Origin of the sequence: Streptomyces atratus (assembly GCF_900119365.1) — a bacterium.
Classification (GTDB): domain Bacteria; phylum Actinomycetota; class Actinomycetes; order Streptomycetales; family Streptomycetaceae; genus Streptomyces; species Streptomyces atratus_B.
In genome coordinates, this window is record NZ_FPJO01000007.1 from 273,523 (window position 1) to 295,181 (window position 21,659).

The 21,659-nt window shown below is 70.9% G+C and carries 17 protein-coding genes and 1 pseudogene; 6 read left to right on the forward strand and 12 right to left on the reverse strand.

Annotated features, from left to right (window positions below):
- Positions 1 to 60: 60 nt before the first annotated feature.
- From BT364_RS15645 to BT364_RS15660, 4 genes and pseudogenes are all read right to left on the reverse strand, one after another.
- Positions 61 to 387 (reverse strand): annotated as a pseudogene (locus tag BT364_RS15645) (isochorismatase family protein); the annotation flags it as partial.
- Positions 388 to 442: 55 nt separating this feature from the next.
- On the reverse strand, positions 443 to 1,060 hold the full coding sequence (locus tag BT364_RS15650; RefSeq protein ID WP_072485757.1) for a hypothetical protein: 618 nt from the start codon (positions 1,058 to 1,060) through the stop codon (positions 443 to 445).
- A 303-nt stretch (positions 1,061 to 1,363) separates the two neighbouring features.
- Entirely contained in the window at positions 1,364 to 3,376 is a 2,013-nt protein-coding gene (locus BT364_RS15655) for a serine/threonine-protein kinase (protein ID WP_079179481.1), read from the reverse strand.
- Between the two features lie 145 nt (positions 3,377 to 3,521).
- On the reverse strand, positions 3,522 to 4,016 hold the full coding sequence (locus tag BT364_RS15660; protein ID WP_072485758.1) for a hypothetical protein: 495 nt from the start codon (positions 4,014 to 4,016) through the stop codon (positions 3,522 to 3,524).
- Positions 4,017 to 4,439: 423 nt separating this feature from the next.
- Here BT364_RS15660 and BT364_RS15665 point away from each other — a divergent pair, with 423 nt between their 5' ends.
- Positions 4,440 to 6,506, forward strand: coding sequence for an N-acetylmuramoyl-L-alanine amidase (locus BT364_RS15665; protein ID WP_256259833.1), 2,067 nt, complete (start codon positions 4,440 to 4,442; stop codon positions 6,504 to 6,506).
- A 60-nt stretch (positions 6,507 to 6,566) separates the two neighbouring features.
- On the opposite strand, the gene BT364_RS15670 is transcribed toward BT364_RS15665, so the two are convergent.
- Positions 6,567 to 7,094 carry a PadR family transcriptional regulator gene (locus tag BT364_RS15670; protein WP_072485759.1) on the reverse strand — a complete coding sequence of 176 codons (528 nt, stop codon included), beginning with the start codon at positions 7,092 to 7,094 and terminating at the stop codon, positions 6,567 to 6,569.
- Positions 7,095 to 7,200: 106 nt separating this feature from the next.
- Here BT364_RS15670 and BT364_RS15675 point away from each other — a divergent pair, with 106 nt between their 5' ends.
- Positions 7,201 to 7,977, forward strand: a complete 777-nt coding sequence (locus BT364_RS15675) for an alpha/beta fold hydrolase (RefSeq protein WP_072485760.1) — start codon at positions 7,201 to 7,203, stop codon at positions 7,975 to 7,977.
- A gap of 172 nt (positions 7,978 to 8,149) precedes the next feature.
- On the opposite strand, the gene thpR is transcribed toward BT364_RS15675, so the two are convergent.
- Positions 8,150 to 8,725, reverse strand: a complete 576-nt coding sequence (thpR, locus tag BT364_RS15680) for an RNA 2',3'-cyclic phosphodiesterase (RefSeq protein WP_072485761.1) — start codon at positions 8,723 to 8,725, stop codon at positions 8,150 to 8,152.
- 100 nt (positions 8,726 to 8,825) lie between these two features.
- Here thpR and BT364_RS15685 point away from each other — a divergent pair, with 100 nt between their 5' ends.
- A complete protein-coding gene (locus BT364_RS15685) occupies positions 8,826 to 9,410 on the forward strand; it encodes a Uma2 family endonuclease (protein WP_072485762.1) in 585 nt (194 codons plus the stop codon).
- A gap of 76 nt (positions 9,411 to 9,486) precedes the next feature.
- Here BT364_RS15685 and BT364_RS15690 read toward each other — a convergent pair whose 3' ends face one another.
- Complete coding sequence (locus BT364_RS15690) at positions 9,487 to 10,821, reverse strand: MFS transporter (RefSeq protein ID WP_072485763.1); 1,335 nt, start codon at positions 10,819 to 10,821, stop codon at positions 9,487 to 9,489.
- Between the two features lie 95 nt (positions 10,822 to 10,916).
- The gene (locus BT364_RS15695; RefSeq protein WP_072485764.1) at positions 10,917 to 11,357 is read right to left on the reverse strand and encodes a MarR family winged helix-turn-helix transcriptional regulator; all 441 of its coding nucleotides are present in this window, start codon (positions 11,355 to 11,357) and stop codon (positions 10,917 to 10,919) included.
- A gap of 145 nt (positions 11,358 to 11,502) precedes the next feature.
- On the opposite strand from BT364_RS15695, the gene BT364_RS15700 reads away from it, so the two are divergent.
- Complete coding sequence (locus tag BT364_RS15700) at positions 11,503 to 11,718, forward strand: ribbon-helix-helix protein, CopG family (protein WP_072485765.1); 216 nt, start codon at positions 11,503 to 11,505, stop codon at positions 11,716 to 11,718.
- Here the strand turns inward: BT364_RS15700 and BT364_RS15705 are convergent.
- Positions 11,711 to 13,165 carry an NCS2 family permease gene (locus BT364_RS15705; protein ID WP_072485766.1) on the reverse strand — a complete coding sequence of 485 codons (1,455 nt, stop codon included), beginning with the start codon at positions 13,163 to 13,165 and terminating at the stop codon, positions 11,711 to 11,713. The two genes, BT364_RS15700 and BT364_RS15705, sit on opposite strands and share 8 nt — an antisense overlap.
- A 211-nt stretch (positions 13,166 to 13,376) precedes the next feature.
- Here BT364_RS15705 and BT364_RS15710 point away from each other — a divergent pair, with 211 nt between their 5' ends.
- On the forward strand, positions 13,377 to 13,667 hold the full coding sequence (locus BT364_RS15710; protein ID WP_072485767.1) for a DUF2530 domain-containing protein: 291 nt from the start codon (positions 13,377 to 13,379) through the stop codon (positions 13,665 to 13,667).
- Positions 13,668 to 13,777: 110 nt separating this feature from the next.
- A complete protein-coding gene (locus BT364_RS15715) occupies positions 13,778 to 16,258 on the forward strand; it encodes a cation-translocating P-type ATPase (RefSeq protein ID WP_072485768.1) in 2,481 nt (826 codons plus the stop codon).
- A 49-nt stretch (positions 16,259 to 16,307) separates the two neighbouring features.
- Here the strand turns inward: BT364_RS15715 and BT364_RS15720 are convergent, their stop codons facing one another.
- From BT364_RS15720 to BT364_RS15730, 3 genes are all read right to left on the reverse strand, one after another.
- The gene (locus tag BT364_RS15720; RefSeq protein ID WP_072485769.1) at positions 16,308 to 17,081 is read right to left on the reverse strand and encodes a DUF5707 domain-containing protein; all 774 of its coding nucleotides are present in this window, start codon (positions 17,079 to 17,081) and stop codon (positions 16,308 to 16,310) included.
- A gap of 135 nt (positions 17,082 to 17,216) precedes the next feature.
- A complete protein-coding gene (locus tag BT364_RS15725) occupies positions 17,217 to 18,104 on the reverse strand; it encodes a calcium-binding protein (RefSeq protein WP_072485770.1) in 888 nt (295 codons plus the stop codon).
- A gap of 178 nt (positions 18,105 to 18,282) precedes the next feature.
- Positions 18,283 to 21,489, reverse strand: coding sequence for a sacsin N-terminal ATP-binding-like domain-containing protein (locus BT364_RS15730; RefSeq protein WP_072485771.1), 3,207 nt, complete (start codon positions 21,487 to 21,489; stop codon positions 18,283 to 18,285).
- Positions 21,490 to 21,659 lie beyond the last annotated feature (170 nt).

Consider the following 21,659-nt stretch of genomic DNA (forward strand, 5'->3'; position numbering starts at 1 on the left):
CATGGTGGCGCGCGCGTGATGACGACAGGACCGGGCGCCGCGGTTCCCGCTCCGGCGGAATCAGCCCCCGTGCGGGGCCGGTGCGGCGAACTCCACGTCCGCGGCGCGCGCCACGACCTCCAGATCGCTGCCGAGGGCCCATTCGGCGACCCGCGAGACCGCGGCGGCCGGGACGGGCCCGCTGATCCCGGGCGCGGCCGGGATGTCGTGCGTCGCGTGCGCGTCGTGCGGCATGACGACCCGGTACCCCAGCTCCAGCGCCGTACGAGCCGTCGCCTGTACGCACATCTCGGACATCACGCCGCAGATGGTGAGCGCCCGCACCCCCGAGTCCCTCAACAGGTCGCCCAGCGGCGTCCCGTGGAACCCGTCGTCCCTGAGCTTGCGGAAGGAGGGTGCCCCCGCTCACCGGGCGGACAGGAACGACCACCCCCGCCGCGCCCTACTCGCTCAGCCCCACAACACCCCAGCCCCGCCGGGCGGCTTCGGTGAGGATGCGGCCCCACTCCGTCAGCAGGAGAGCGAACGCGTCGAAGTCGCCGCCCCGGCCGTCGGGGACCGCGGAATACACGGTGAAGGCCTCGCGCAACCCGCCGAGCCGTGGCCGTACGCCCTCCCATGTCGCGGCCAGTTCCCGGACGCTGTCCGGTGACCGCGCGACCAGCAGGCCGTACGAGACTTCCGGGTCCTCGGAGAAGAAGTCGCGATCCGTTTCCCCCGACTCGCCGTCCATGCCACCCCAGATCAGCCCGAGCAGGAAGGTGTCCAGCCCGGTCCGCAACAGCGGATCGGCGTGGTCGCGGACGCGCTCCCAGTAATGCGTGGCCCAGAAGTGCGGCTTGTACGAACCGAGGGTGTGCAGGAACTCGTAGACGGCGAAGTGGGCACCGTTCGGCCCCGTCGGCCACTCCCAGTCGCCTTTGACCACCGGGGCGTCGTAGTCCCACAGCCCGCTCTCGTCGGCGTACCAGGCGTCCCTCAACCGCAACAGCCGCTCACGCTCGGGCACTTCACCCAGCCATGACCAGTCGGTGATCATCACCGTGATGTCGAGCCCCATGGTGCGAGGCTACCGGGCACGGTCAGGTCGCCGCCCCGTCCGGTTCCGTCGCGAGCAACACCGAGCAGGCGATGGTGATGCTGCTCGATCACCCCGGCGACCCGGGAGGGCACGCCACGGACCCCGGGGCGCAGGAGTGGAGCGACGGGTTCGTCCTCTCGAACGGGCGGGCCGACGAATACCCCGACGCGGACACCGTGCCGCTCGACGAAGCCCTCCGGATCGTCCGCCACACCCTCGCCACCGGCCGACGCGGCGTGGGTGGTCGACCGCTGAACCGGCCCGTGGATCAGGACGTCAGCACTAACATTCCGCCAGCTTCGGCTTGTTCGGCGGGTTCGTCCTGTTCAGCAGCGGGGCGAGATGCTTGGCGTACAGCTCCTCCCAGACCCCGTCGTTCATGATCTTCTTCAGCGCCGAACACACCTCCCCCTTCAGCCTTTTCTCGTCCGGCTTCATGGCGACGCCGTAGCCCTCCGCGCCCGGACCGCTGTCCAGCCGCTTCAGCTCGGAGAGGTTGTTCTTGACGAACCCGGCGAGGATGACGTCGTCCGTGCTCACCGCGTAGACCGACGACGCCGGGTCCAGCAGGTCGCGTACGCACCGGTCGTAGCCGTTCGGCAGCGACTCCGTCATGTTGTAGCCCGCCTCGGGCAGCCATGACTCGTACGTCGAACTCCTCGCGGTACACACTTCGAACTGCCTCTTCCGCAGCATCCTGGAGTCGTCGATCGACACCGTCTTCGCCTTCTTGCGGACCATGAAGCTCCGGCTGGCCACGTAGTACGGGCCGGCGAACGCGACGCTGTAATCGGGCGCCTTCGCGTGCTTGCGCTCCGGCGTGATGCTGTAGGTGGCGATGACCAGATCCACATCGCCCTTCTGCAGTATCGTGCTCCGGTTCTCGCTGCTCACGGGTTCGAAAATGACCCGGTCGCGGCTGTAGCCCATGTCGTGCGCGATGGCGTAGGCCACGTCGATCTCGTACCCGCGGTACTTGCCGCCCTTGGTCTTCTCGCTCAGTCCGGGCTGATCGGCCTTGACGCCCACCTTCAGGAACGGGTGCCTCTTGATGTACGGCTCCGACTGGGAACCCTGCCCCGGCCGGGCGCCCGTCTCCGCCTCGCCGTCCCCCCGCATCCGGTCCACGGCGAACCATCCGAGTCCGGCCAGCAGAGCCCCGCACACCACGGCCGCCGAGAGTTTCTGCCATCCCGGGACGCCCTTCTTCGGCGGCTCCGGCTGCTGGGGCGGTGCCTGCGGGGGTACGGGTGGGGGCTTGGGCACGGGTACGGGGTCCGGTTTCGCGGAGGAAGCGCGGAGGATCTTCCGGAGCATCTCCTCCGCGCTCTGGGCGCTCAGACGCCGGCGCGGGTCCTTGTGCATCAGCCGGACCACGACCTCGGCCAGGTCCCCGCCGTGTTCCATCGGCAGGGGGTCGGACTGGCAGGCGGCGACCAGGACCTCGTACTCGTTCGGCCGGTCGAAGGGGTGCCTGCCCTCGACCATCTCGTACAGCGTGACGCCCAGCGACCACAGGTCGGAGGCGGGTGTCGCGGCGCTCTCCTGCGAGGTCTGGGCGAGCAGTTCGGGCGCCAGGTACTTGAAGGTGCCGATGAGCTCGCCGGCCCTGGTGAGCGGGACGGCACCGTCGAAGGTCGCGATCCCGAAGTCCGCCAGGATCGCGAAGTCCTCCTTGGCGAAAAGGATGTTGGCGGGCTTCACATCGCGGTGGACCACCCGCGCCTCATGGACCGCCCGCAACCCGCCCAGCACCTGGAGGCCGATCGCGGCCGTCCGCCGCACCGGCAGACGCTGCTCCGCGCGCATCAGGTCCGCCAGCGAACGCGCGTCGAGCAGGTCCATCACGATCCAGACCTGGTTGCCGGACTCGACCCGGTCGTGCACCGCCACCACGTTCGGGTGCTTGATCTTGGCGATGGCCGCGGCCTCCCGGCGGGCCCGCTGCATCATCTGCTCCTGCGTGGCCGCCCCGACGGCGTCCCGGCCCAGCAGGCCCTTCACCGCGACATGACGGTCCAGACGGGTGTCCAACGCCTCCCAGACCTCGCCCATGCCACCGCGCCCGAGGCTGTGCAGCAACTCGTAACGGCCGTCGATCACATGGTGCGGCGCGGGGGCCGCCGCCCGGTCCGGCGCCTGGGACGGCTGCGACGCCGGCTCCGGCCACGACTGCGCGTGCTCGGTGGAGTCGCTCCGCAGGAAGTCGCCCGCCCAGCCGCCGTCGGCCCCACGGGGGGAGTCTTCGCCCTGTCCATGGCCCGAATCGCGACCGGCCGTACCCTCGCTGTGCATGCGACCCCCTGTGGACTACATGGAGGCAACAGACTAGACGCTCGGTCATATGCGAAGCGGCCTCACAGCACTTGCGATTCGGTCACCTCACGTTCGCTCCCGGCCACCTTCACGAACCCCCGGCCACCCTCGCGGCCTCCCGTGCTCAGGCTTCGGCGAACCGCTCCCCGCACCGGCTGCAGAACACCGGCTCCGGGTCCGGCGAGAGCCGGCCGCACCCCGGGCAGACCCGGTCCAGCATGCAGGGGGACTCGCCGCCCTCGTGCGACAGGGCGGGGGCGGCCGCGGACCTGATGGTCAGGCCGGGTCGGCGGCGGTGGACGGTCAGGCAGATGAGGCCGTCCGGGCCGGCGGCGAGGGCGCGGCGGGAGGTCCGGGGCAGCCAGGCGACGGTGGTGGGCGTCAACTCCAGCGATACGTCCTCCGCCTCGATCCGGCCGTTGCCCGCGACGACGACCAGGAGGACGTCCAGCACGTCCTCCTGGTGCTCGCCGACCTCGCCGCCGGGCGGCAGGCGTACCAGGTTGGCATCCAACTCGCGGCCTTGCTCGCTCAGTTGCCACAGCGCCCCACGCCGGTCGGGGGTCGCGTCGCGGAGCAGCTCGTCGAATACGGCCAGAACGCGCGGTACGGAAGTCACAGCAGCCAGGCTACGCCCCGGCGGGGGGCGGTGCCGGGCTGTCGTAGAGGCATGGGAAGCTGTGGCTCCGCTGTATGCGCGCGTCGGCACTCGTACCCCCCACTGGTCACCTGTGACCTGTGTCGTCGCTTGCGCGGCGGGTCATGGAACGAACGTCGAAGACGATCCTTGGGGTACGACTTGAGATCGAAGCGCAGAATCCCGAACCAGCCCTTCTCGAAGCGAAGAATCTGGATCACGGCCGCGGTGGCCACATCGGCAGTTGCCGGTGTCCTGGTCTTCGAGGGGGTGACGGGCAACTCCTCGGTGGACGCCGACGCCAAGTCCGGCCCGACGAAGGCCGATGTGCGCGCCACCTCGCTGAAGGTCGGCGACGACGGCACGTCCGCCGTCCTCGGCAGGCGGGACACCGCACCGTTCAGCATGCTGGGCGTCACCTGGACCGACCCGGCGGCGAGGGTCGCCGGGGCCGTGGAGGTCCGCACCAAGTCCGCCACCAGCGGGAACTGGACGTCCTGGGTGCCGCTCGAAACCGACATGGACGGGCGTACGGAGACCGGCCGGTCCGGCGTACGGGGAAGCACCGAGCCCCGCTGGGTGGGGCCCTCCAATGGTGTGGAGGTACGGATCAACGCGGGCGGCAAGGTCTCCGCGAAGCTGCCCGGGGGACTGCGGCTGGACACCGTGGACCCGGGCCGGGGCAGCTCGCCCGCCGCGGAACCGGCCGCCTTCGCGGCCGACCTGCCCGCCGAGGACCCGACGGCCACCACCGATCCGTCGGCCCCGGTCCCGTCCGACCCGGCCGCGCCGGGCGACGGCACGGAGACGCCCGCCGAGCCCACACCGACCGATCCGGCGTCACCGACCCCGTCCGACCCGGCCACCCAGGAGCCCACTCCCCCGGCGAGCCCGAGCCCCTCGGCGTCGCCGAGCTCCTCCCCGGCCGAGACCCTGCCGCCCGCGCCGCCGTCGACCGTGCCGAAGCCGCCGATCGTCTCGCGGGCCGGCTGGGGCGCCGACGAGTCGATCAGCCCGGAGGCGCCGGAGTACCTGGACGGCGTCAAGGCCGTCTTCGTCCACCACACCGCGGGGAGCAACACCTACTCCTGCGCAGACTCCGCGGCGGTGGTGCGCAGCCTGTACGCGTACCACGTCCAGAGCGAGCACTGGAAGGACATCGGCTACAACTTCCTGGTCGACAAGTGCGGGACGGTCTTCGAGGGCCGTAAGGGCGGTGTGGACCGGCCGGTGTTCGGCGCGCACACCTACGGCTTCAACCGGGAGTCGGCCGGCATCGCGGTCATCGGCACGTACACGGACGCGGCCGCGCCCAGCGCGGTGACCACGTCGGTGGCCCGGATCGCCGCGTGGAAGCTCGGCCAGTACAAGGGCGACCCGGCGGGCAGCACCATGCTCACCGCGGGCGCCAACGGGAACAACTACTTCGGCAAGGCGTTCACCGCCGGTACGAAGTACTCCTTCAGCCAGATCTCCGGGCACCGCGACGGCTTCAACACCCAGTGCCCCGGCACCAAGCTGTACGGGCAGCTGAAGTCGATCCGTGATCTCGCCGCGGGCCCCGTCACCGGGCTGGCCGTCAAGTCGGTGACCGGCGCCGGACTCTCGGGCACGACGTACTACACCAGGTCCGCGGTCACCGTGGGCTGGTCGGCGAGCACCCCGAGCGTGTTCGTCTCCAAGTACGAGCTGCTGGTCGACGGCAAGTCCGTGGCCACCACCGCGGGCACCGCGACCTCCGCGCCGGCCACCCTCGCCATCGGCTCCCACACGATCCAGGTCCGCGCCACGCACCAGTCGGGCAAGGTCACCACGTCGGCGGCGGCCACCGTGGTCGCCGAGCAGACGGCGCCCGCGTTCTCCACCAAGCCGAACCTGGCGCTGCGCACCGGCACGGTCAACACCACGGCCGTCCCGCTCACCCTGAAGTGGAAGGCCACCGACGCCGCTTCGCTCAAGGAGGTCCGGCTCACCGCACCGGTGGCCAGGACCTACGGCCCGACGACCACCAGCGCCTCGCACACCGCCAAGTCCGGCGCGGCGACCACCTGGTCCATGAAGGCGTACGACCAGGCGGGCAACACGGCCACCGCCTCGGTCGCCGGTACGCCGGTCATCGTGCAGGAGAGCTCGGCGACGAAGTCCGGTTCGTGGACGTCGCGGTCCTCGTCGAGCTACCTCGGCGGCAAGTCGTACTCCAGCTCGTCGAAGGGTGCCGCGCTGAGCTGGACGTTCACCGGCCGCTCGGTCGCCCTGGTGACCTCCCGGGCGACCACGTCCGGGCAGGTGTACGTCTATGTGGACGGGGTGAAGGTGTCCACGGTGGATCTGAAGTCCAGCACCACCAAGTACCGCGACGCGCTGTGGACGAAGAGCTGGTCGTCCAGTACCAAGCACAGCGTCAAGATCGTCGTCGTCGCCACCTCGGGCCGGCCGACGGTCACCACCGACGGCATCGTGTATCTGAAGTAGCCGGGGCCGCTGCCGCCCTCGCCTCCGGCGGGGCGGCGGCGGCCCGTTTCCGTACCCGGCTCAGGGCGCGTCCAGTTCCTCCAGGGTCGCCGCCAGCCAGTCCAGCTCTGCCTCGCTGGTCGCGCGGGCGATCCTCAGCAGCCCGCGCCGGAACGGGTCGTCGAAGGACTCGGCGCCGAGCGGGCGCTCCCCCTCGTAGAAGAAGCTGCTCGGCTCCTCCAGGAACGCGAGCCTGCGGCGCAGCACCTCCGCCTGCTCGGCCGGGGACGGCAGATGGCGGAGGAAGGCGAGGACGGTGAACCAGCGGTTCTCGTCGCTGATGTCCACCTCGCCGGCCTCCCGCAGGCGTCGCCGCAGCTCCTCGCGCCCCGGGCCGGTCAGGGTGAGGGTGTGGCGGGGGGCGGCCCTGCTGCCGGGTTCGGTGCGGCGCTCCAGCCATCCGGCACGCTCCAGGCGCTTGATCGCCGGGTACAGCGTGCCGTCCGCGATGGGGCGGACGTGCCCGGTGAGGTGGGCGACCCGGCGCTTCAGCTCGTAGCCGTGCAGCGGTTGCTCGTACAGAAATCCAAGGATGGCCAGTTCCAGCATGTGCGTATCCTCTCCGACGCATCTTATACATCGGCATCTATGTATAGTCTTCCCGATGCTCAATGGCAGCGATGGCGATGGCAACAGCGATGACGAGGAGGACGACATGCATGACGCCCGGGTGACCGCCGACGGCGCGCGCATCAGGTGGGTGGAGCTTCCCGGCCGCCCCGGCAGTACCCGCACCCGGGTCTGTCTGCACGGGCTCGGGGCCTCGTCCGGCCCGTACTTCACCGCGAGCGCCGCCCATCCCCTGCTGGCCGGCAGCCGCACGCTGCTCATGGACCTGCTGGGCTTCGGCATCAGCGACCGCCCCACCGATTTCGGCTACACGCTGGAGGAGCACGCCGACGCGGTGGCGGCGGCGCTCGAGGCGGCCGACGTGTACGGCGCCGACGTGATCGCGCACAGCATGGGCGGCGCGGTCGCCATCGTGCTCGCGGCACGCCATCCGCACCTGGTGGCCCGGCTGGTGCTGGTCGACGCCAATCTGGACCCGGTCGCCCCCGGCCCCGCCCGGCCGGGCAGCAGCGGTATCGCGGCGTACTCGGAGGAGGAGTTCCTGGCGCACGGCCGGCCCGAGGTGCGCGAGCGGGTGGGGCCGCACTGGTGGGCGACCATGCGCCTGGCGGGCCACGAGGCACTGCACCGCAGCGCGGTGCACCTCGCCGCCGGGACGACGCCGACCATGCGTGAACTGCTGCTCGACCTGAAGATCCCGCGCACCTTCCTGCGGCCGCTGGACGACGGGCCGCTGCCCGGCGAGGAGGTGCTGGTCGAGCACGGGGTGCGGGTCGTGGCGGTCCCGGAGTGCGGGCACAACATCATGCTGGACAACCCGGAGGCGTTCGCCGAGGAGACCGCGCGGGCGCTCGCCGTCTGAGAAGGGGGTGCGCCAGGTCCCCGTCCTGCCGCCGGACGACGCCCGCCGGCCCCTGCCGCGTCACGCCCCGACGGCGGCCGCCACGGCGACGACGACGAACATCAGCACGAGCACGGCCGCCATGATGCGGTTTCTGGTCTTCGGATCCACCCTCCGAGCCTAACCGCCGGTCTCAGTGCCCCAGCGACCAGGATGCGACCACCTCGTACCTGGGCCGCTCGCCCGGCACCCCCGCGACCGGCAGATCGCTGCGTACGAGGGCCATCTCGCCGACCTCCCAGCCGGTGCCCTCGAAGCCCGCGAGCGCCTCGACGCAGGGGCGCAGATCGACCTCGGCGCGACGGCTGCGGGCGAGGGTGAGGTGCGGGTGGTAGCGGCGGTGCTCGTCCATCGGGATGCCGGTGCGGCGGGCGGCGGCGTCGGCGCGCTCGGCGAGCAGCCGCAGCGTGTCGAGCGCGCCCGCGGCCCCCACCCAGAGCGCCCGCCCGCCGAACCGGCCGGCGCCGTGGATGCGGAGCGGGAAGGGGTCGGTGCGGTGGGCGGCCCGGGCGAGGCGCTCCTCCAGCTCGGGCAGCAGTTGCTCGTCCACGGGCCCGAGAAAGGCCAGCGTGAAGTGCCAGTCGGGCACACCGGTCCAGCGAAGGTGCCCGGCCTCGGGCAGCGCGTGCAGCGGGGCGACGGCACGGCGCAGTTCCTCGGCGGCGGGGGCGGGCGGCAGCACGGCAACGAAGAGTCTGAGACGGCTCATGGGCCGAGTGTCGCACCGTACCGGCGTGTCCCGGCCTCCGTACGTATCGTTGTACTACGCGGCTGCCCGCGCCCGCGCGGCAGCGGGGAGGAGCGCCACGATGACCGTCGTAGAGACCGACAGGATCGAGATGGCCGACAGCAGCGACGAGCGCACTCTGGACATGATGTTCGAGTGGCTTGAGCCCACCCCCGAGGGATTCAAGGTCGAGATCGTCGAGGGGATCATCTACATGTCGCCGCAGCGGCGCACAGACTGGCGGATCATTCTCGACATCATCGAGCAGTTGCGCGCAAGGTACCCCCGGGAGCGCCTGCTGTCCGATGTACGCATCGACTTCCCCGGGCTGCTCAACGGTTTCGCCTCCGATGTCGTGGCACTGACCGAAGGTGCCACCGAGGACGCGAACGGCCGATGCCACTACCAGGACATCGAGTTCGTGGCGGAGGTGGTCTCGAAGAGCACCGCTGCCAACGACTACGGATCGAAGAAGGCCACCTACGCCACCGCCGGTGTGCCCGTGTACCTCGTCGTCGACCCGTACACCGGTACCTGGCACCTCCACACGCTCCCGAAGGAGGACGAGTACCGCAGCGTGCTGAGCCTCGACTTCGGCACCCCGGTCGACCTCACCTCGACCGTGGTGGGCCTCGCCCTGGAGACCGGCGACTTCCCCCGCGACTGACGCTTCCCGACACACGGCGGCCTCCGACCGGTACTCACCGGTCGGGGGCCGCGCCATGTGCTTCGCGAGGCAGCGCTCACGCCGCCGCGGCCAGCTGCTCCCGCGGGACGAACCGGACGTGCGGGCGGCCGGGCCGCAGGTCGACGCGGAGGCGCAGGCCGCCGACGCGGGCCAGCATCAGGCCGACACCGAGCGCGGCCACCAGCGAGAACGCGCCGCCGACGGCCATGCCCGTACGGACCCCGTAGGCGTCGCTGATCCAGCCGACGATCGGGGCGCCCACCGGCGTACCACCGGCGAAGACCATCATGTACAGACTCATGACCCGGCCGCGCATGGCCGGGTCGGCGGCCATCTGGACGCTCGTGTTCGCGCTGATGTTGGTCGTCAGGCCGATCATGCCGATCGGGACAAGCAGGATCGCGAAGAGCCAGACGGACGGCGACAGGGACGCGATGATCTCCAGCAGACCGAACGCCGTGCCCGCGGCCACCAGCATCCGCAGCCGGGAGGAGCGGCGGCGGGCGGCGAGCAGGGCACCGGCCAGGGATCCGGCCGCCATGAGGATGTTGAAGAACGAGTACATCCCGGCGCCGCCGTGGAAGATCTCGTCCGCGAAGGCCGTGAGCCAGATCGGGAAGTTGAACCCGAAGGTGCCGACGAAGCCGACCAGGACGATCGGCCAGATCAGCTCGGGATGGCCGGAGACGTAGCGCAGGCCCTCCCGCAGCTGGCCCTTGGCGCGGGGTACGACGGTGGTCTTGTGCAGCTCGCCGGTACGCATCATCAGCAGGCCGATGAGCGGGGCGGCGAAGGACAGGCCGTTGAACATGAAGGCCCAGCCGCTGCCGACCGTGGTGATCAGGACACCCGCGACCGCCGGGCCGATGAGCCGGGCGGACTGGAAGTTCGCCGAGTTGAGACTGACCGCGTTGCGCAGCTGCGCGGGTCCGACCATCTCGGACACGAACGACTGGCGGGCCGGGTTGTCGACCACCGTCACCATGCCGAGCAGGAAGGCGATGAGGTAGACGTGCCACACCTGGACCACACCGGAGAGCGTGAGCACCGCGAGGGCGATCCCGCACAGGCCGAGCGCCGCCTGGCTGACGAGAAGCAGCTTCCGCTTCGGGAGGCGGTCCGCGATGACGCCGCCGTAGAGGCCGAACAGAAGCATGGGGAGGAACTGGAGGGCCGTGGTGATGCCGACGGCGGTGGCGGACCCGGTGAGGCTCAGTACGAGCCAGTCCTGCGTGATGCGGGACATCCAGGTACCGGTGTTGGAGATCACGGCGCCCGTGGCGAACAGGCGGTAGTTACGGATCTTCAGCGACGAGAAGGTCCCGCCGGGCTTGCTCTCGTGGGTGGAAGTCGGTGCGGGGGCGGAGTCTGCTCCGGATCCCGTACTCAAAAGGGTTCGCCTCCTCGGGCGTATACGTTTCGCTGACTGACAGGGTGCGGCGGTACGGGCGGTGCGCCGGCTGTGGTCCGGCGCGGCCCGCTCCGCTACAGGTGGGCGAGCTTCTCCAGCACGGGCGCCGCCTTGCGGAGCGTCTCCCACTCGTCCTCGTCCAGGCCCTCGGCGAGGGCGGTCAGCCAGGCGTTCCGCTTGGAGCGGCTCTCTTCGAGCATGGCTTCCGCCTGCTCGGTCTGGCTGACCACCTTCTGGCGACGGTCATCGGGGTGCGGTTCCAGTCTGACCAGCCCCTTCGCTTCGAGCAGCGCGACGATGCGAGTCATCGACGGAGGCTGCACATGCTCCTTGCGGGCCAGCTCGCCCGGTGTGGCCGAGCCGCACCGGGCGAGCGTGCCGAGCACCGACATCTCGGTGGGGCTCAGTGACTCGTCGACGCGCTGGTGCTTGAGGCGCCGGCTGAGCAGCATCACGGCGGAGCGAAGGGAGCTCACGGCGGCCGCACTGTCGCCGTCGTGGATCAGGTCAGGCATGTTTATTAGCGTAACTCATTACCTACCCTAAAGACCATTCGTGTTACACGCGCGAGAGGCACTTCACCCAATCGGTCACCCGAACGAGTGAGTCAGATCCGTAAAGTGACGCGAAACGACCCGCTGGGCCGTAACCCTGCTTGCCATGGGATCGACTGTGCTCAGCCTGCGGATAGACGGTGAGCTGCTCGACCGGCTCCGGCAGCATGCCGCCAAACGCGGAATGAGCGTCCAGGACTATGTCGTCCGGACGCTCATTCGCGATGACTTCGACGAGCGCTTCAAGGCGGCCGTCGACGAGACGGAGAGGTTCTACGGCCCCGAGGGGACCGCGGGGATCAGGGCCGAAGAGGTCACGTGAGGCCGAGGGCCGGCATCGCGTAGTAGAAGACGAAGACGGCCGACACCACGTACATGGGCACCGGCACCTCGCGCCAGCGTCCGGCCGCCACCCGCAGCACGGAGAAGGCGATGAAGCCGATGCCGATGCCGTTGGTGATCGAGTACGTGAACGGCATCATCACCATGGCCAGGAAGGCCGGGATGGCGAGCGTGTAGTCGCTCCAGTCGATGTCCCGCACCGAGCCCGAGATGATCAGGAAGCCCACCGCCAGCAGCGCGGGGGTGGCCGCCTGCGAGGGCACCATGGTCGCCAGTGGCGTCAGGAACAGCGCCACTGTGAACAGCAGGCCCGTCACGATGCTCGCGAAGCCGGTGCGGGCGCCCTCGCCGACGCCCGCCGTGGACTCCACGAAGCAGGTGCCCGCGGAGGCGGAGCTCGCACCGCCCGCGGCGACGGCGATGCCGTCCACGAACAGCACCTTGTTGATGCCGGGGAAGTTGCCGTCCTTGTCCGTCAGCTTCGCCTCGTCGCCGACCCCGAGGATGGTGCCCATCGCGTCGAAGAAGCAGGACAGCAGCACGGTGAAGACGAAGAGGATGCCGGTGAGCACACCGACCTTGTCGAAGCCGCCGAACAGACTGACCTCGCCGATCAGCCCGAAGTCCGGGGTGGCGACCGGATTGCCCGGCCACTGCGGGACGGTCAGACCCCATGCCTGGCCCGGCAGATCGGCGATCGCATCGATGATCATCGCGAGGACCGTCATCGCGACGATGGAGATCAGGATCGCGCCCGGCACCTTGCGGACGATCAGCGCGAGGGTGAGCAGCGCGCCGAGGATGAAGACCAGGACCGGCCAGCCGTTCAGGTGGCCGTCGCCGCCGAGCTGGAGCGGCACGGTGGTGTGCGCGATGTCCGGGACCCGGGAGACGAAGCCCGAGTCGACCAGGCCGATCAGCAGGATGAAGAGGCCGATACCGATCGCGATGCCCTTGCGGAGCGAGGTCGGCACGGCGTGCATCACGCGTTCCCGCAGACCCGTCGCGACCAGCAGCATCACCACGATGCCCGCGAGGACGACCATGCCCATCGCGTCCGGCCAGCTCATCCGGGGGGCGAGCTGGAGAGCGACGACGGTGTTGACGCCGAGGCCGGCCGCCAGCGCGATCGGCACATTGCCGATGACGCCCATCAGGAGCGTGGAGAACGCGGCGGTCAGCACGGTGGCGGTGACCAGCTGGCCACCGTCGAGCTGATGGCCGTACATGTCCTTCGCACTGCCGAGAATGATCGGGTTCAGCACGATGATGTACGCCATCGCGAAGAACGTGGCGAATCCGCCGCGGATCTCGCGCGCAACCGACGACCCCCGCTCGGAAATCTTGAAGAAGCGATCCAGGCCGCCTTGCGGCTGGGGAGCCGGGGGCTGCTTGGCGTCGACCGGAGCGGTGGCCGAGGGGGACATGTATGACCTCAGTCGTACGTAGAGGGGGAATGAAAGTGGTCAGCTTTGGACTTTTACACGAATAATTCGAGTCAGCCGTAAGCAGATTCAGTATGAATACATAAGGCGAAGATCGCTATCTCCGCGCGTAGACCCTTGGGCCGCCCGGGCTGCGGAGGCTTCGGCGCCGCCGTCCTCACGGGGCAGTGAAGGGGCCCCATACACTGAGGTCATGGCGAAGTGGACACCGAAGCACGAGGCACCCGAGCCCCTGGAGGGGCCCGTCGTCGCCACCATCACCGGCGGCACGATCCTCTGGTTCGTCCTCTTCCTGGTCCAGCTCCCGTTCTACGGCTGGTTCGACGACCACGGGCACCTGTGGTGGGTGTGGACCTGTCTGGCCGGTGCGGGGCTCGGCCTGATCGGCATCTGGTACGTGCGGGGACGTGACGCCGCGATCAAGCGGGCGGCCGCCGCGGCCGCTGCTTCCACCGACACCTCCGCGTCCACCGACAGGCTCTGAGGGTCCGGCACCGGCCCCGTACCACCACAGGACCATTCCCCTCCTCCCCCGGTCTGATCTTCGGGCCCCTCAGTGGGTGAACCGGAACATCGCCCCGTACCGTCGAAACCATGACGCAGCGGGCACCCCATTCCTTCGGTGAGCAGACTCCCGAAGCAACCGGCTCCACCGGCCACCCCGGTTCGGCCATGATCGACGCCGGGGCCGAGCTCGACCCGGTCCACCCGGTGAGACTGCCCGCCCCGGCCGTGGACCCACGCGGGCTGACCGCGGCCGAGGTGGCCGAGCGAATCGCCCGCGGCGAGGTCAACGACGTACCCGTCCGCTCGTCCCGCTCGCTGCGCGAGATCGTCCGCGCCAACGTCTTCACCCGGTTCAACCTGATCATCGGCGTGCTCTGGCTGATCATGCTGTTCGTCGCGCCGGTCCAGGACAGCCTCTTCGGCTTTGTGATCATCGCCAACACCGGCATCGGCATCATCCAGGAATGGCGGGCCAAGAAGACCCTGGACAGCCTCGCGGTCATCGGCGAGGCGAAACCCACGGTCCGGCGGGACGGGGTCTCGGCCGAGATCTCCACCTCCGAGATCGTCCTCGGCGACCTCGTCGAGCTGGGCCCCGGCGACAAGGCCGTCGTGGACGGCACGGTCGCCGAGGCCGACGGCCTGGAGATCGACGAGTCGCTGCTCACCGGCGAGGCCGACCCGGTGCTGAAACACCCCGGCGACCCGGTGATGTCCGGCAGCTTCGTCGTCGCCGGCGGCGGCGCCTTCACCGCCACCAAGGTCGGCCGCGAGGCCTACGCCGCCCAGCTCGCCGAGGAGGCGTCCCGCTTCACCCTCGTCCAGTCCGAGCTGCGCACCGGCATCTCCACGATCCTCAAGTACGTCACCTGGATGATGGTGCCGACCGCGATCGGCCTGATCATCAGCCAGCTTTTCGTCAACAACAACGACTTCAAGAGGTCGGTCGCCCGGACCGTCGGCGGCATCGTCCCGATGATCCCCGAGGGCCTGGTGCTGCTCACCTCGGTCGCCTTCGCGATCGGCGTCATACGGCTCGGCCGCAAGCAGTGCCTGGTACAGGAGCTCCCCGCCATCGAGGGCCTGGCCCGGGTCGACGTCGTCTGCCTGGACAAGACCGGCACCCTCACCGAGGGTGGCATGGACGTCACCGAGGTGCGGACGCTGGGCGGTGCGGACGACACGTACATACGCAGTGTGCTGGGCGCCCTCGGCTCGTCCGACCCCCGCCCCAACGCCAGCCTCCAGGCCATCGTGGACGCCTACCCGGACGGCGAGCAGTGGCGGTGCACCCAGACGCTGCCGTTCTCCTCGGCCCGCAAGTACAGCGGCGCCGCGTTCGACGAGGGTGGCGGCCGGGAGTCGTCCTGGCTGCTCGGCGCCCCCGATGTGCTGCTGCCCGAGCAGGATCCGGCGCTCGCCGAGATCGAGCAGCTCAATGAGCAGGGCCTGCGGGTGCTGCTGCTGGCCCGCGCCGAGGGTGCGCTCGACGGGACGGACATCGCGGCCGGGGCCGTGCCGAGCGCCCTGGTCGTCCTGGAGCAGCGGCTGCGGCCCGACGCCGGGGAGACCCTGGCGTACTTCGCCGACCAGCAGGTCGCCACGAAGGTCATCTCCGGCGACAACGCGGTCTCCGTCGGAGCGGTCGCCGGAAAGCTGGGGCTGCCGGGTGCCGAGCACACCCTGGACGCGCGCCGGATGCCCACCGACCCGGACAACATGGCCACGGCCATGGAGGAGAACGCGGTCTTCGGCCGGGTCACCCCGCAGCAGAAGCGGGACATGGTCGCCGCCCTCCAGTCCCGCGGTCACACCGTCGCCATGACCGGTGACGGCGTCAACGACGTTCTGGCGCTGAAGGACGCCGACATCGGCGTCTCCATGGGCTCGGGCTCCGAGGCGACCCGGGCCGTCGCCCAGATCGTGCTGCTGAACAACAGCTTCGCGACGCTGCCGTCCGTCGTCGCCGAGGGCCGCCGGGTGATCGGCAACATCACCCGGGTCGCCACCCTGTTCCTGACCAAGACCGTCTACTCGGTGCTGCTGGCGGTCCTGGTGGTCTGCTTCCAGGTCGACTACCCGTTCCTGCCGCGCCATCTGACCCTGCTGTCGACGCTGACGATCGGCGTCCCGGCGTTCTTCCTGGCCCTCGCCCCCAACAAGGAACGGGCGCATCCGCACTTCGTGCGCCGGGTCATGCGGTACGCGATCCCCTCGGGCGTCATCGCCGCCGTCGCCACCTTCGTGACGTATCTGATCGCCCGGCACCACTACACCGGTGCGGGCGCCCTCGAAGCGGAGACCAGCGCGGCCACGCTCACGCTCTTCCTGGTCTCGATGTGGGTGCTGGCGATCATCGCCCGCCCGTACACCTGGTGGCGGATCGGCCTGGTGCTGACGATGGGGCTGGCGTTCCTGGTCGTGCTGGTGGTGCCGTGGCTCCAGGACTTCTTCGCGCTGAAGCTGGTCGGGACGACGATGCCGTGGGCCGCCGTGGGCATCGCGGCGGTGGCGTCGGCCGGCCTGGAGTACGCCTGGCGGCTGGTCAGCCGACGCTTCCCGGCGTAGGGGGCGGTCCCCCGCCCCCTACGTCACGGCACGTCGCTGCCTCGCGTCGTCACTTCACGTCGACGAAGTCACCGGCGGTGGTGACGGCCGGGGTGGTGGACGTACCCGCGAAGCTGTAACGCCAGTAACCGTCGACCGAGGCCTTGACCGTGGTCTTCAGGTTCCCGACGCTGTTCGTCCTGATCGTCTTCACCGTGGTGTACGTCGAGCTCGTCTTCTTACGGAACTGGAGCTTCACCGGCTGCGTCGCGTAACCGTGGTACGCGTGGTCCTCCCAGTTCGCCCGCGACAGCTTCCCCGTCACCGTGATCGTCTTGCCCTTCTTCACCGGCTCCGGCGAGGCATTGACGGTCAGCTTCGAGTAGCGCTGGACGTTCGTGGTGGCGGCGAAGTCGGAGTAGTAGCTGGAGCCGTCCTTGGCCTCGGCGCCCGCGAGGACGTGCCAGGAACCCGCGAGCGCGTTCTTCGGCAGGTCGACCCTGGGGTCGACGGTGATGGTGAGGGAGCAGGTGCTGGTGGTCGCGCTCGCGGCCTTGCACGTCGCCTCGTCCTCGTTCGGCAGCAGGGCACCGTCCATGCCCTCGTCCTGGTCCTTGCCGTGCCACAGGATCAGCCAGCCGGATTCGATGCCGGAGGCGTGCGAGGCGGTGACCGAGACGGTGATGGTCCTCGGCGCCGTCACTCCCAGGACGGTGCTCTTGCCGCCATTGATGGTGACCTTGGAGATGACGGGGTCGGCCGATGCCGCGTGCGCCGCGGGGACGGCGAGGGCGGACAGGACCAGGGCGCCGGAGGCTGCGGCGACAGTGGCACGTATGCGCATGGGTTTCTCCGTGGAGAAAGGCCTTGGGGGCCGGATGGGATGCACGGGGCGGGATGCGTGAGCAGCGGGACCCCTCGCGGAGGGATCCCGCTGCTCACGGGTGACCACAGGTGGCCGGATGCGGCCGAAACGGGACTACTTCACGTCGACGAAGTCACCGGCGGTGGTGACGGCCGGGGTGGTGGACGTACCCGCGAAGCTGTAGCGCCAGTAGCCGTCGACCGAGGCCTTGACCGTGGTCTTCAGGTTCCCGACGCTGCTCGTCTTGATCGTCTTCACCGTGGTGTACGTCGAGCTCGTCTTCTTACGGAACTGGAGCTTCACCGGCTGCGTCGCGTAACCGTGGTACGCGTGGTCCTCCCAGTTCGCCCGCGAGAGCTTCCCGGTGACCGTGATGGTCCCGCCCTTCTTGACCGGCTCCGGAGCGGCGTTGACCGTCAGCTTCGACAGCCGCTGCACCCGGGCGGTGCTGTAGAAGTCGGTGTAGGCGATGTCCATCTGGTTACCGGCGAGCGCGCCCGCGGAGACGTGCCAGGTGCCGGCCAGGGCGTTCTTGTACAGGTCGTAGCGCGGGTCGATCGTGAACGTCAGCTTGCAGGTCGAGGTCGTCGCGTTGACCTTGGTGCACGTCGACACGTCCTCGTTCGGCAGGATCGCGCCGTCGATGGTGTCCGGCGAGTCCGGGTTGGTGCCGTGCCACAGGTCGGCGTAGGCGTCGACGACGCCGGAGGCGTGCGAGGCGGTGACGGAGATGGAGATCGTCTTCTTGGCGGTGGTGCCCAGGACGACGTCCTTGCCGCCGTTGACGACGACCTTGGAGATGACGGGTTCCGACGCGTCGGCGGCGGTGGCCGCGGCGGCCTTCGAGACCCCCCGGGCGGCGGCGGTGCCGAAGACCTCGGCACCCGACGTCGGCTTGTTCAGGTTCGGAACGGAGTGGTCGCCCGCGAGGGCGGCCGGGACAGCCAGAGCAGACAGGGCCAGGGCGCCGGAAACGGCGGCCACGGTGGCACGAATACGCATGTGTTTCCCCAGTGGAGAAAGGCCCCGCGGGCACGTGATGCGCCACGGGCGGGGCTGGTTCGGACTGTGAGTCTGCTGACTCGTCAAACCAGACCCGCAACGCATGTGAAGGGTTGTACACGGAGATGAAATTCTTGCGAAGATCCCTCCGCAGGCGTACCCGGGCGCCCGTGACCCGTCAGTCGAACCAGCGGTCCCGGGCCAGCTCCTCCGTACGGGAGGGGTCCTCCAGCAGCGCCGCGACCTCGAAGCGGCGCGGCCACTGCCCCGCCGCCCAGGCCAGGCCCGCCGCGACGCCCTCCAGCGTGGCGGCGTGCACCATGCCGTCGGGGGTGCGGCGCCAGTCCAGTTCGACGCCGCCCGCGCGCAGTTCGCCGTGCTCGACGTACACGTCCGGGGTGCCGGCGCCGAGCAGGACCCGTACCGCGTCCGGCACTTGGTGCTCCTCGCCCTCGGTCGACACCTCCGCCTCGACGCTCTCGCCGAGCCGGCGCACCTGGAACAGCTCGGCCAGTTCGGCCGCGCGCGTCGGGGCGACCGGGAGCAGCGGGAGCCCGTCGGTGAGCGGCAGCAGATCGGGGGCGTCCGCGATCACGGCGTCCGCCGCGTCGACGACCCGCGCCTCGCCGTCGACCACGGCCCGCAGCTCGTCCGGCAGCGTGACCTGTTCCGGGTCGAGGTCTGCCAGGGCGGTGTACAGGGAGTGCAGCTGTACGGGGCCGACCGGGCGGTCCTCGTCCGCGAGCCGGCCGAGGAGTTCGGCGGCGCCGCCCGGCTCGTCGAGCAGGGCGGCCACGGAGGTCCGTACGCCGAGTGCGCGCAGCACCTGCGCGTCGTCGAACCCGGTCGCGTCGGCGGAGTCGTACAGCCCGGCCAGCCGGGGGTCGCCGCCCGCGGCCCGCAGTCCGGCGGGGCGGCGGCCGTCGAGCACCGGGTGGTCGCGCAGCCACCAGGCCGTGTAGGGGCGGACGGACTGCGTGGTGCCGTCCGGCAGCAGCACCCGCACCGGCTGGGTCAGCGCGTCGCGCAGCGGCGGCCGGGCGAGCATGGCGAGCGCCTGCGGCCAGGCCTCGTCGTCGACCAGGTCCAGGTCACGGACGGCGACGATCTCGGTGGCGACCGGCGGTACAGAAGTGTCGGGCAGCTGGTCGAGGATGTCCTCGCACCACACGTCCACGGCGTCCAGCAGACCGGCGTCGTCGGGCTCGGCGAAGTCGCCCTCGCGCGGCTCCAGTTCGTCAGGGTCCAGCACGACATCGGTGGTCCGTACGAGGGCGAAGGTGGCCAGCACCCCGCAGGCGGTGAGCGGCTGCTCGCCCCAGCGGTCGGCCAGTTCCTGGTCGCAGAGGGCCAGTTCGCCCTCCCGCATGACGGCCGCGAACGGGCTCGCGGGCAGCACGAGTTCCCCGGCGGGGGCCGGTTCGCCGTCCTCGTCGGGGAGGGCGAGCGCACCGAGCCAGGGCTCGTCGCCGGGTGCCAGCTCGGCGTCCCGGACGAGGGTGAGGACGGTCTCGGCGAGCTCGTCGCCGTCCAGGGCGTCCTCGTCCCAGATCTCGCCCGCGTCCAGCGAACCGGCAACAGCGGCCCGCACCTGCGGGGTCTTCAGCACGGCGCGCGGGGTGGCGGGCAGGGCGCCCAGCTTCTCCAGCAGCGGATGGGCGGCGTCCGGATGGGCGACCTTCAGCCCGAGCCGGGCGAGGCGCTCCAGCACCGGTCCGGCGAGCGCATCGGGGAGCGGGAGGAGGACCTGGCGGGGTCCGATGGTGGTGCGGGGCACGGCCGGGGTCCCGGGGTCCGCGGTCTCCGGCGTTCCGGCCAGCGGTACGGGCAGGCCGGAGAGGCGGTCCGGGTCGATGCCGGACAGGCTGTCGTACAGCCGCCGCCACCAGCCGGGGTCGCGTTCCAGACCGGCGAGCCGGTCGATCGCCTCGGTCAGCGGGACGCGGGCGACCTGGAGCGTGCGCAGCTCGCTGCGGCGTTCCAGTCCGGCGGGCAGCAGACACGGCAGGACCTCGGCGAGCACCCGTACGGTCTCGGCGCCGACGCCTTCCAGCACCTCGGCCTCGATGGGCCGCAGCGCGGTGGTGGCAGCCCCGGGGAGGCCGTCCTCCGCCGCGTCCCAGGTGTCCCACCGGTCCGTCCCGGCGGTGGGGTCGCGCGGGGCGGCGGGCGCCAGGAACGCGATGCGCGGCAGCCGCTCCAGGATCGCGCCGCGCAGCGCACCGTCCAGTTCGCCCTTGCCGAGCGGTCCCGGTACGAGGTCGATGGTGTCGACGGACACCGGCTGCCAGCCGGCGAGCAGTTCGGCGTACGCGTCGGCGGCGCGCTGCACCAGGAAGTCGGTGAGCGGTCCCGGCGCGAAGTGGCGGCGGGCGGTGTCGAGCGGCAGCGAGGCGATGAGCAGCGCGGGGATGCCGAGGGGTTCGTCGGTGGGGGTCGGCGCGTGGACGACGGGGAGGGTGCGGGGGCGCACCGGGGCGCCCTCCGTGTCGACCGGGACCGCCCAGGTGACCGACCAGTGCGGGCGCAGCCGTTCCTCGCGGGGGCGGTCGGCGAGGAGGGCGGGCTCGACGGGGCCGTGGTGGGTGACGGTGCGCCAGCGGTTGGTGCCGTGCGCGGAGTCCTTGACATGGGTGTACGGGCCGTGCTCGGAGCGGCGCAGCGTCCGTACGGTGTCCGGGGTCTCGATCACGATCTCGTCGAGGCCGCGCAGGGTGAGCAGCAGGGCGTCGTCGACCGCGTCGAGCAGCCGGAGCACGAGGTCCTCGGCGCCGCCGTCGCGCAGCGGGAGGACCACGACGGTGTCGTACCCGTCGGGTGCGGTGCCCTCGGCGGGCAGCGGGAGGCGGAGCAGCGGTACGTGCCCGTCGCGGCGGCGCAGTTCGTCGCCGAGGCCGGGGCTGGCGACGGCCGCCCGCGCGGCGAGGTCCCGGGCCTCGGCGAGGGACCAGCGGACACCGCCGTGCCGGCCGACGACGGCGGGCTCGTCGCTCACCGCGAGCACGGCGGCGAACCCGACGCCGAACCTGCCGACGGCGCCTTCGTGGCCCTCGCGCTTGGCGGAGGCGCGCAGCGTGGAGAGCGACTCCACGCCGGTGGCGTCGAGGGGCGCGCCGGTGTTGGCGGCGGCGAGGACCGCGGGGGTGTCCGGGGTTGCCGGGTGCAGGGTGAGGCGGAGCCGGCCGGGGACCTGTGCGCGGGCGGCGGCGTCGGCGGCGTTCTGGGCCAGCTCGACGACGAGGCGGTCGCGGTAGCCGCCGAGCGCGAGGTCCTCCTCGGCGTTGGCGTCCTCGCGGAACCTGGCGGGGCCGGCGCCCCAGGCGTCGAGCACACCGCGCCGCAGCCGCGCGGTCCCGAACGGGTCGGCCCCCTCGGTCGCATTCATGCTCACGCTCTGACTCCGCTCTTTCCGGTTACGCACTGCCCATGCCGCCAAGTGTGCGCCCGAAGGTACCGGGTCCTCGCGCCGGACGGGCACCGCGGAACAGCGCATCGGCCGGTTCGGGCCCTTGGGCTCCGCCCCCGGCCGGAGTCTGCCGCGCCGCCCACCACGGC

Coding starts and splice junctions, on each gene's coding strand:
- BT364_RS15650 (WP_072485757.1), bottom strand. CDS start 1,060: ATGGGGCTCGACATCACGGTGATGATCACCGACTGGTCATGGCTGGGT.
- BT364_RS15655 (WP_079179481.1), bottom strand. CDS start 3,376: ATGCACAGCGAGGGTACGGCCGGTCGCGATTCGGGCCATGGACAGGGC.
- BT364_RS15665 (WP_256259833.1), top strand. CDS start 4,440: ATGCTGGGCGTCACCTGGACCGACCCGGCGGCGAGGGTCGCCGGGGCC.
- BT364_RS15670 (WP_072485759.1), bottom strand. CDS start 7,094: ATGCTGGAACTGGCCATCCTTGGATTTCTGTACGAGCAACCGCTGCAC.
- BT364_RS15675 (WP_072485760.1), top strand. CDS start 7,201: ATGCATGACGCCCGGGTGACCGCCGACGGCGCGCGCATCAGGTGGGTG.
- thpR (WP_072485761.1), bottom strand. CDS start 8,725: ATGAGCCGTCTCAGACTCTTCGTTGCCGTGCTGCCGCCCGCCCCCGCC.
- BT364_RS15685 (WP_072485762.1), top strand. CDS start 8,826: ATGACCGTCGTAGAGACCGACAGGATCGAGATGGCCGACAGCAGCGAC.
- BT364_RS15695 (WP_072485764.1), bottom strand. CDS start 11,357: ATGCCTGACCTGATCCACGACGGCGACAGTGCGGCCGCCGTGAGCTCC.
- BT364_RS15700 (WP_072485765.1), top strand. CDS start 11,503: ATGGGATCGACTGTGCTCAGCCTGCGGATAGACGGTGAGCTGCTCGAC.
- BT364_RS15705 (WP_072485766.1), bottom strand. CDS start 13,165: ATGTCCCCCTCGGCCACCGCTCCGGTCGACGCCAAGCAGCCCCCGGCT.
- BT364_RS15710 (WP_072485767.1), top strand. CDS start 13,377: ATGGCGAAGTGGACACCGAAGCACGAGGCACCCGAGCCCCTGGAGGGG.
- BT364_RS15715 (WP_072485768.1), top strand. CDS start 13,778: ATGACGCAGCGGGCACCCCATTCCTTCGGTGAGCAGACTCCCGAAGCA.
- BT364_RS15720 (WP_072485769.1), bottom strand. CDS start 17,081: ATGCGCATACGTGCCACTGTCGCCGCAGCCTCCGGCGCCCTGGTCCTG.
- BT364_RS15725 (WP_072485770.1), bottom strand. CDS start 18,104: ATGCGTATTCGTGCCACCGTGGCCGCCGTTTCCGGCGCCCTGGCCCTG.
- BT364_RS15730 (WP_072485771.1), bottom strand. CDS start 21,489: ATGAATGCGACCGAGGGGGCCGACCCGTTCGGGACCGCGCGGCTGCGG.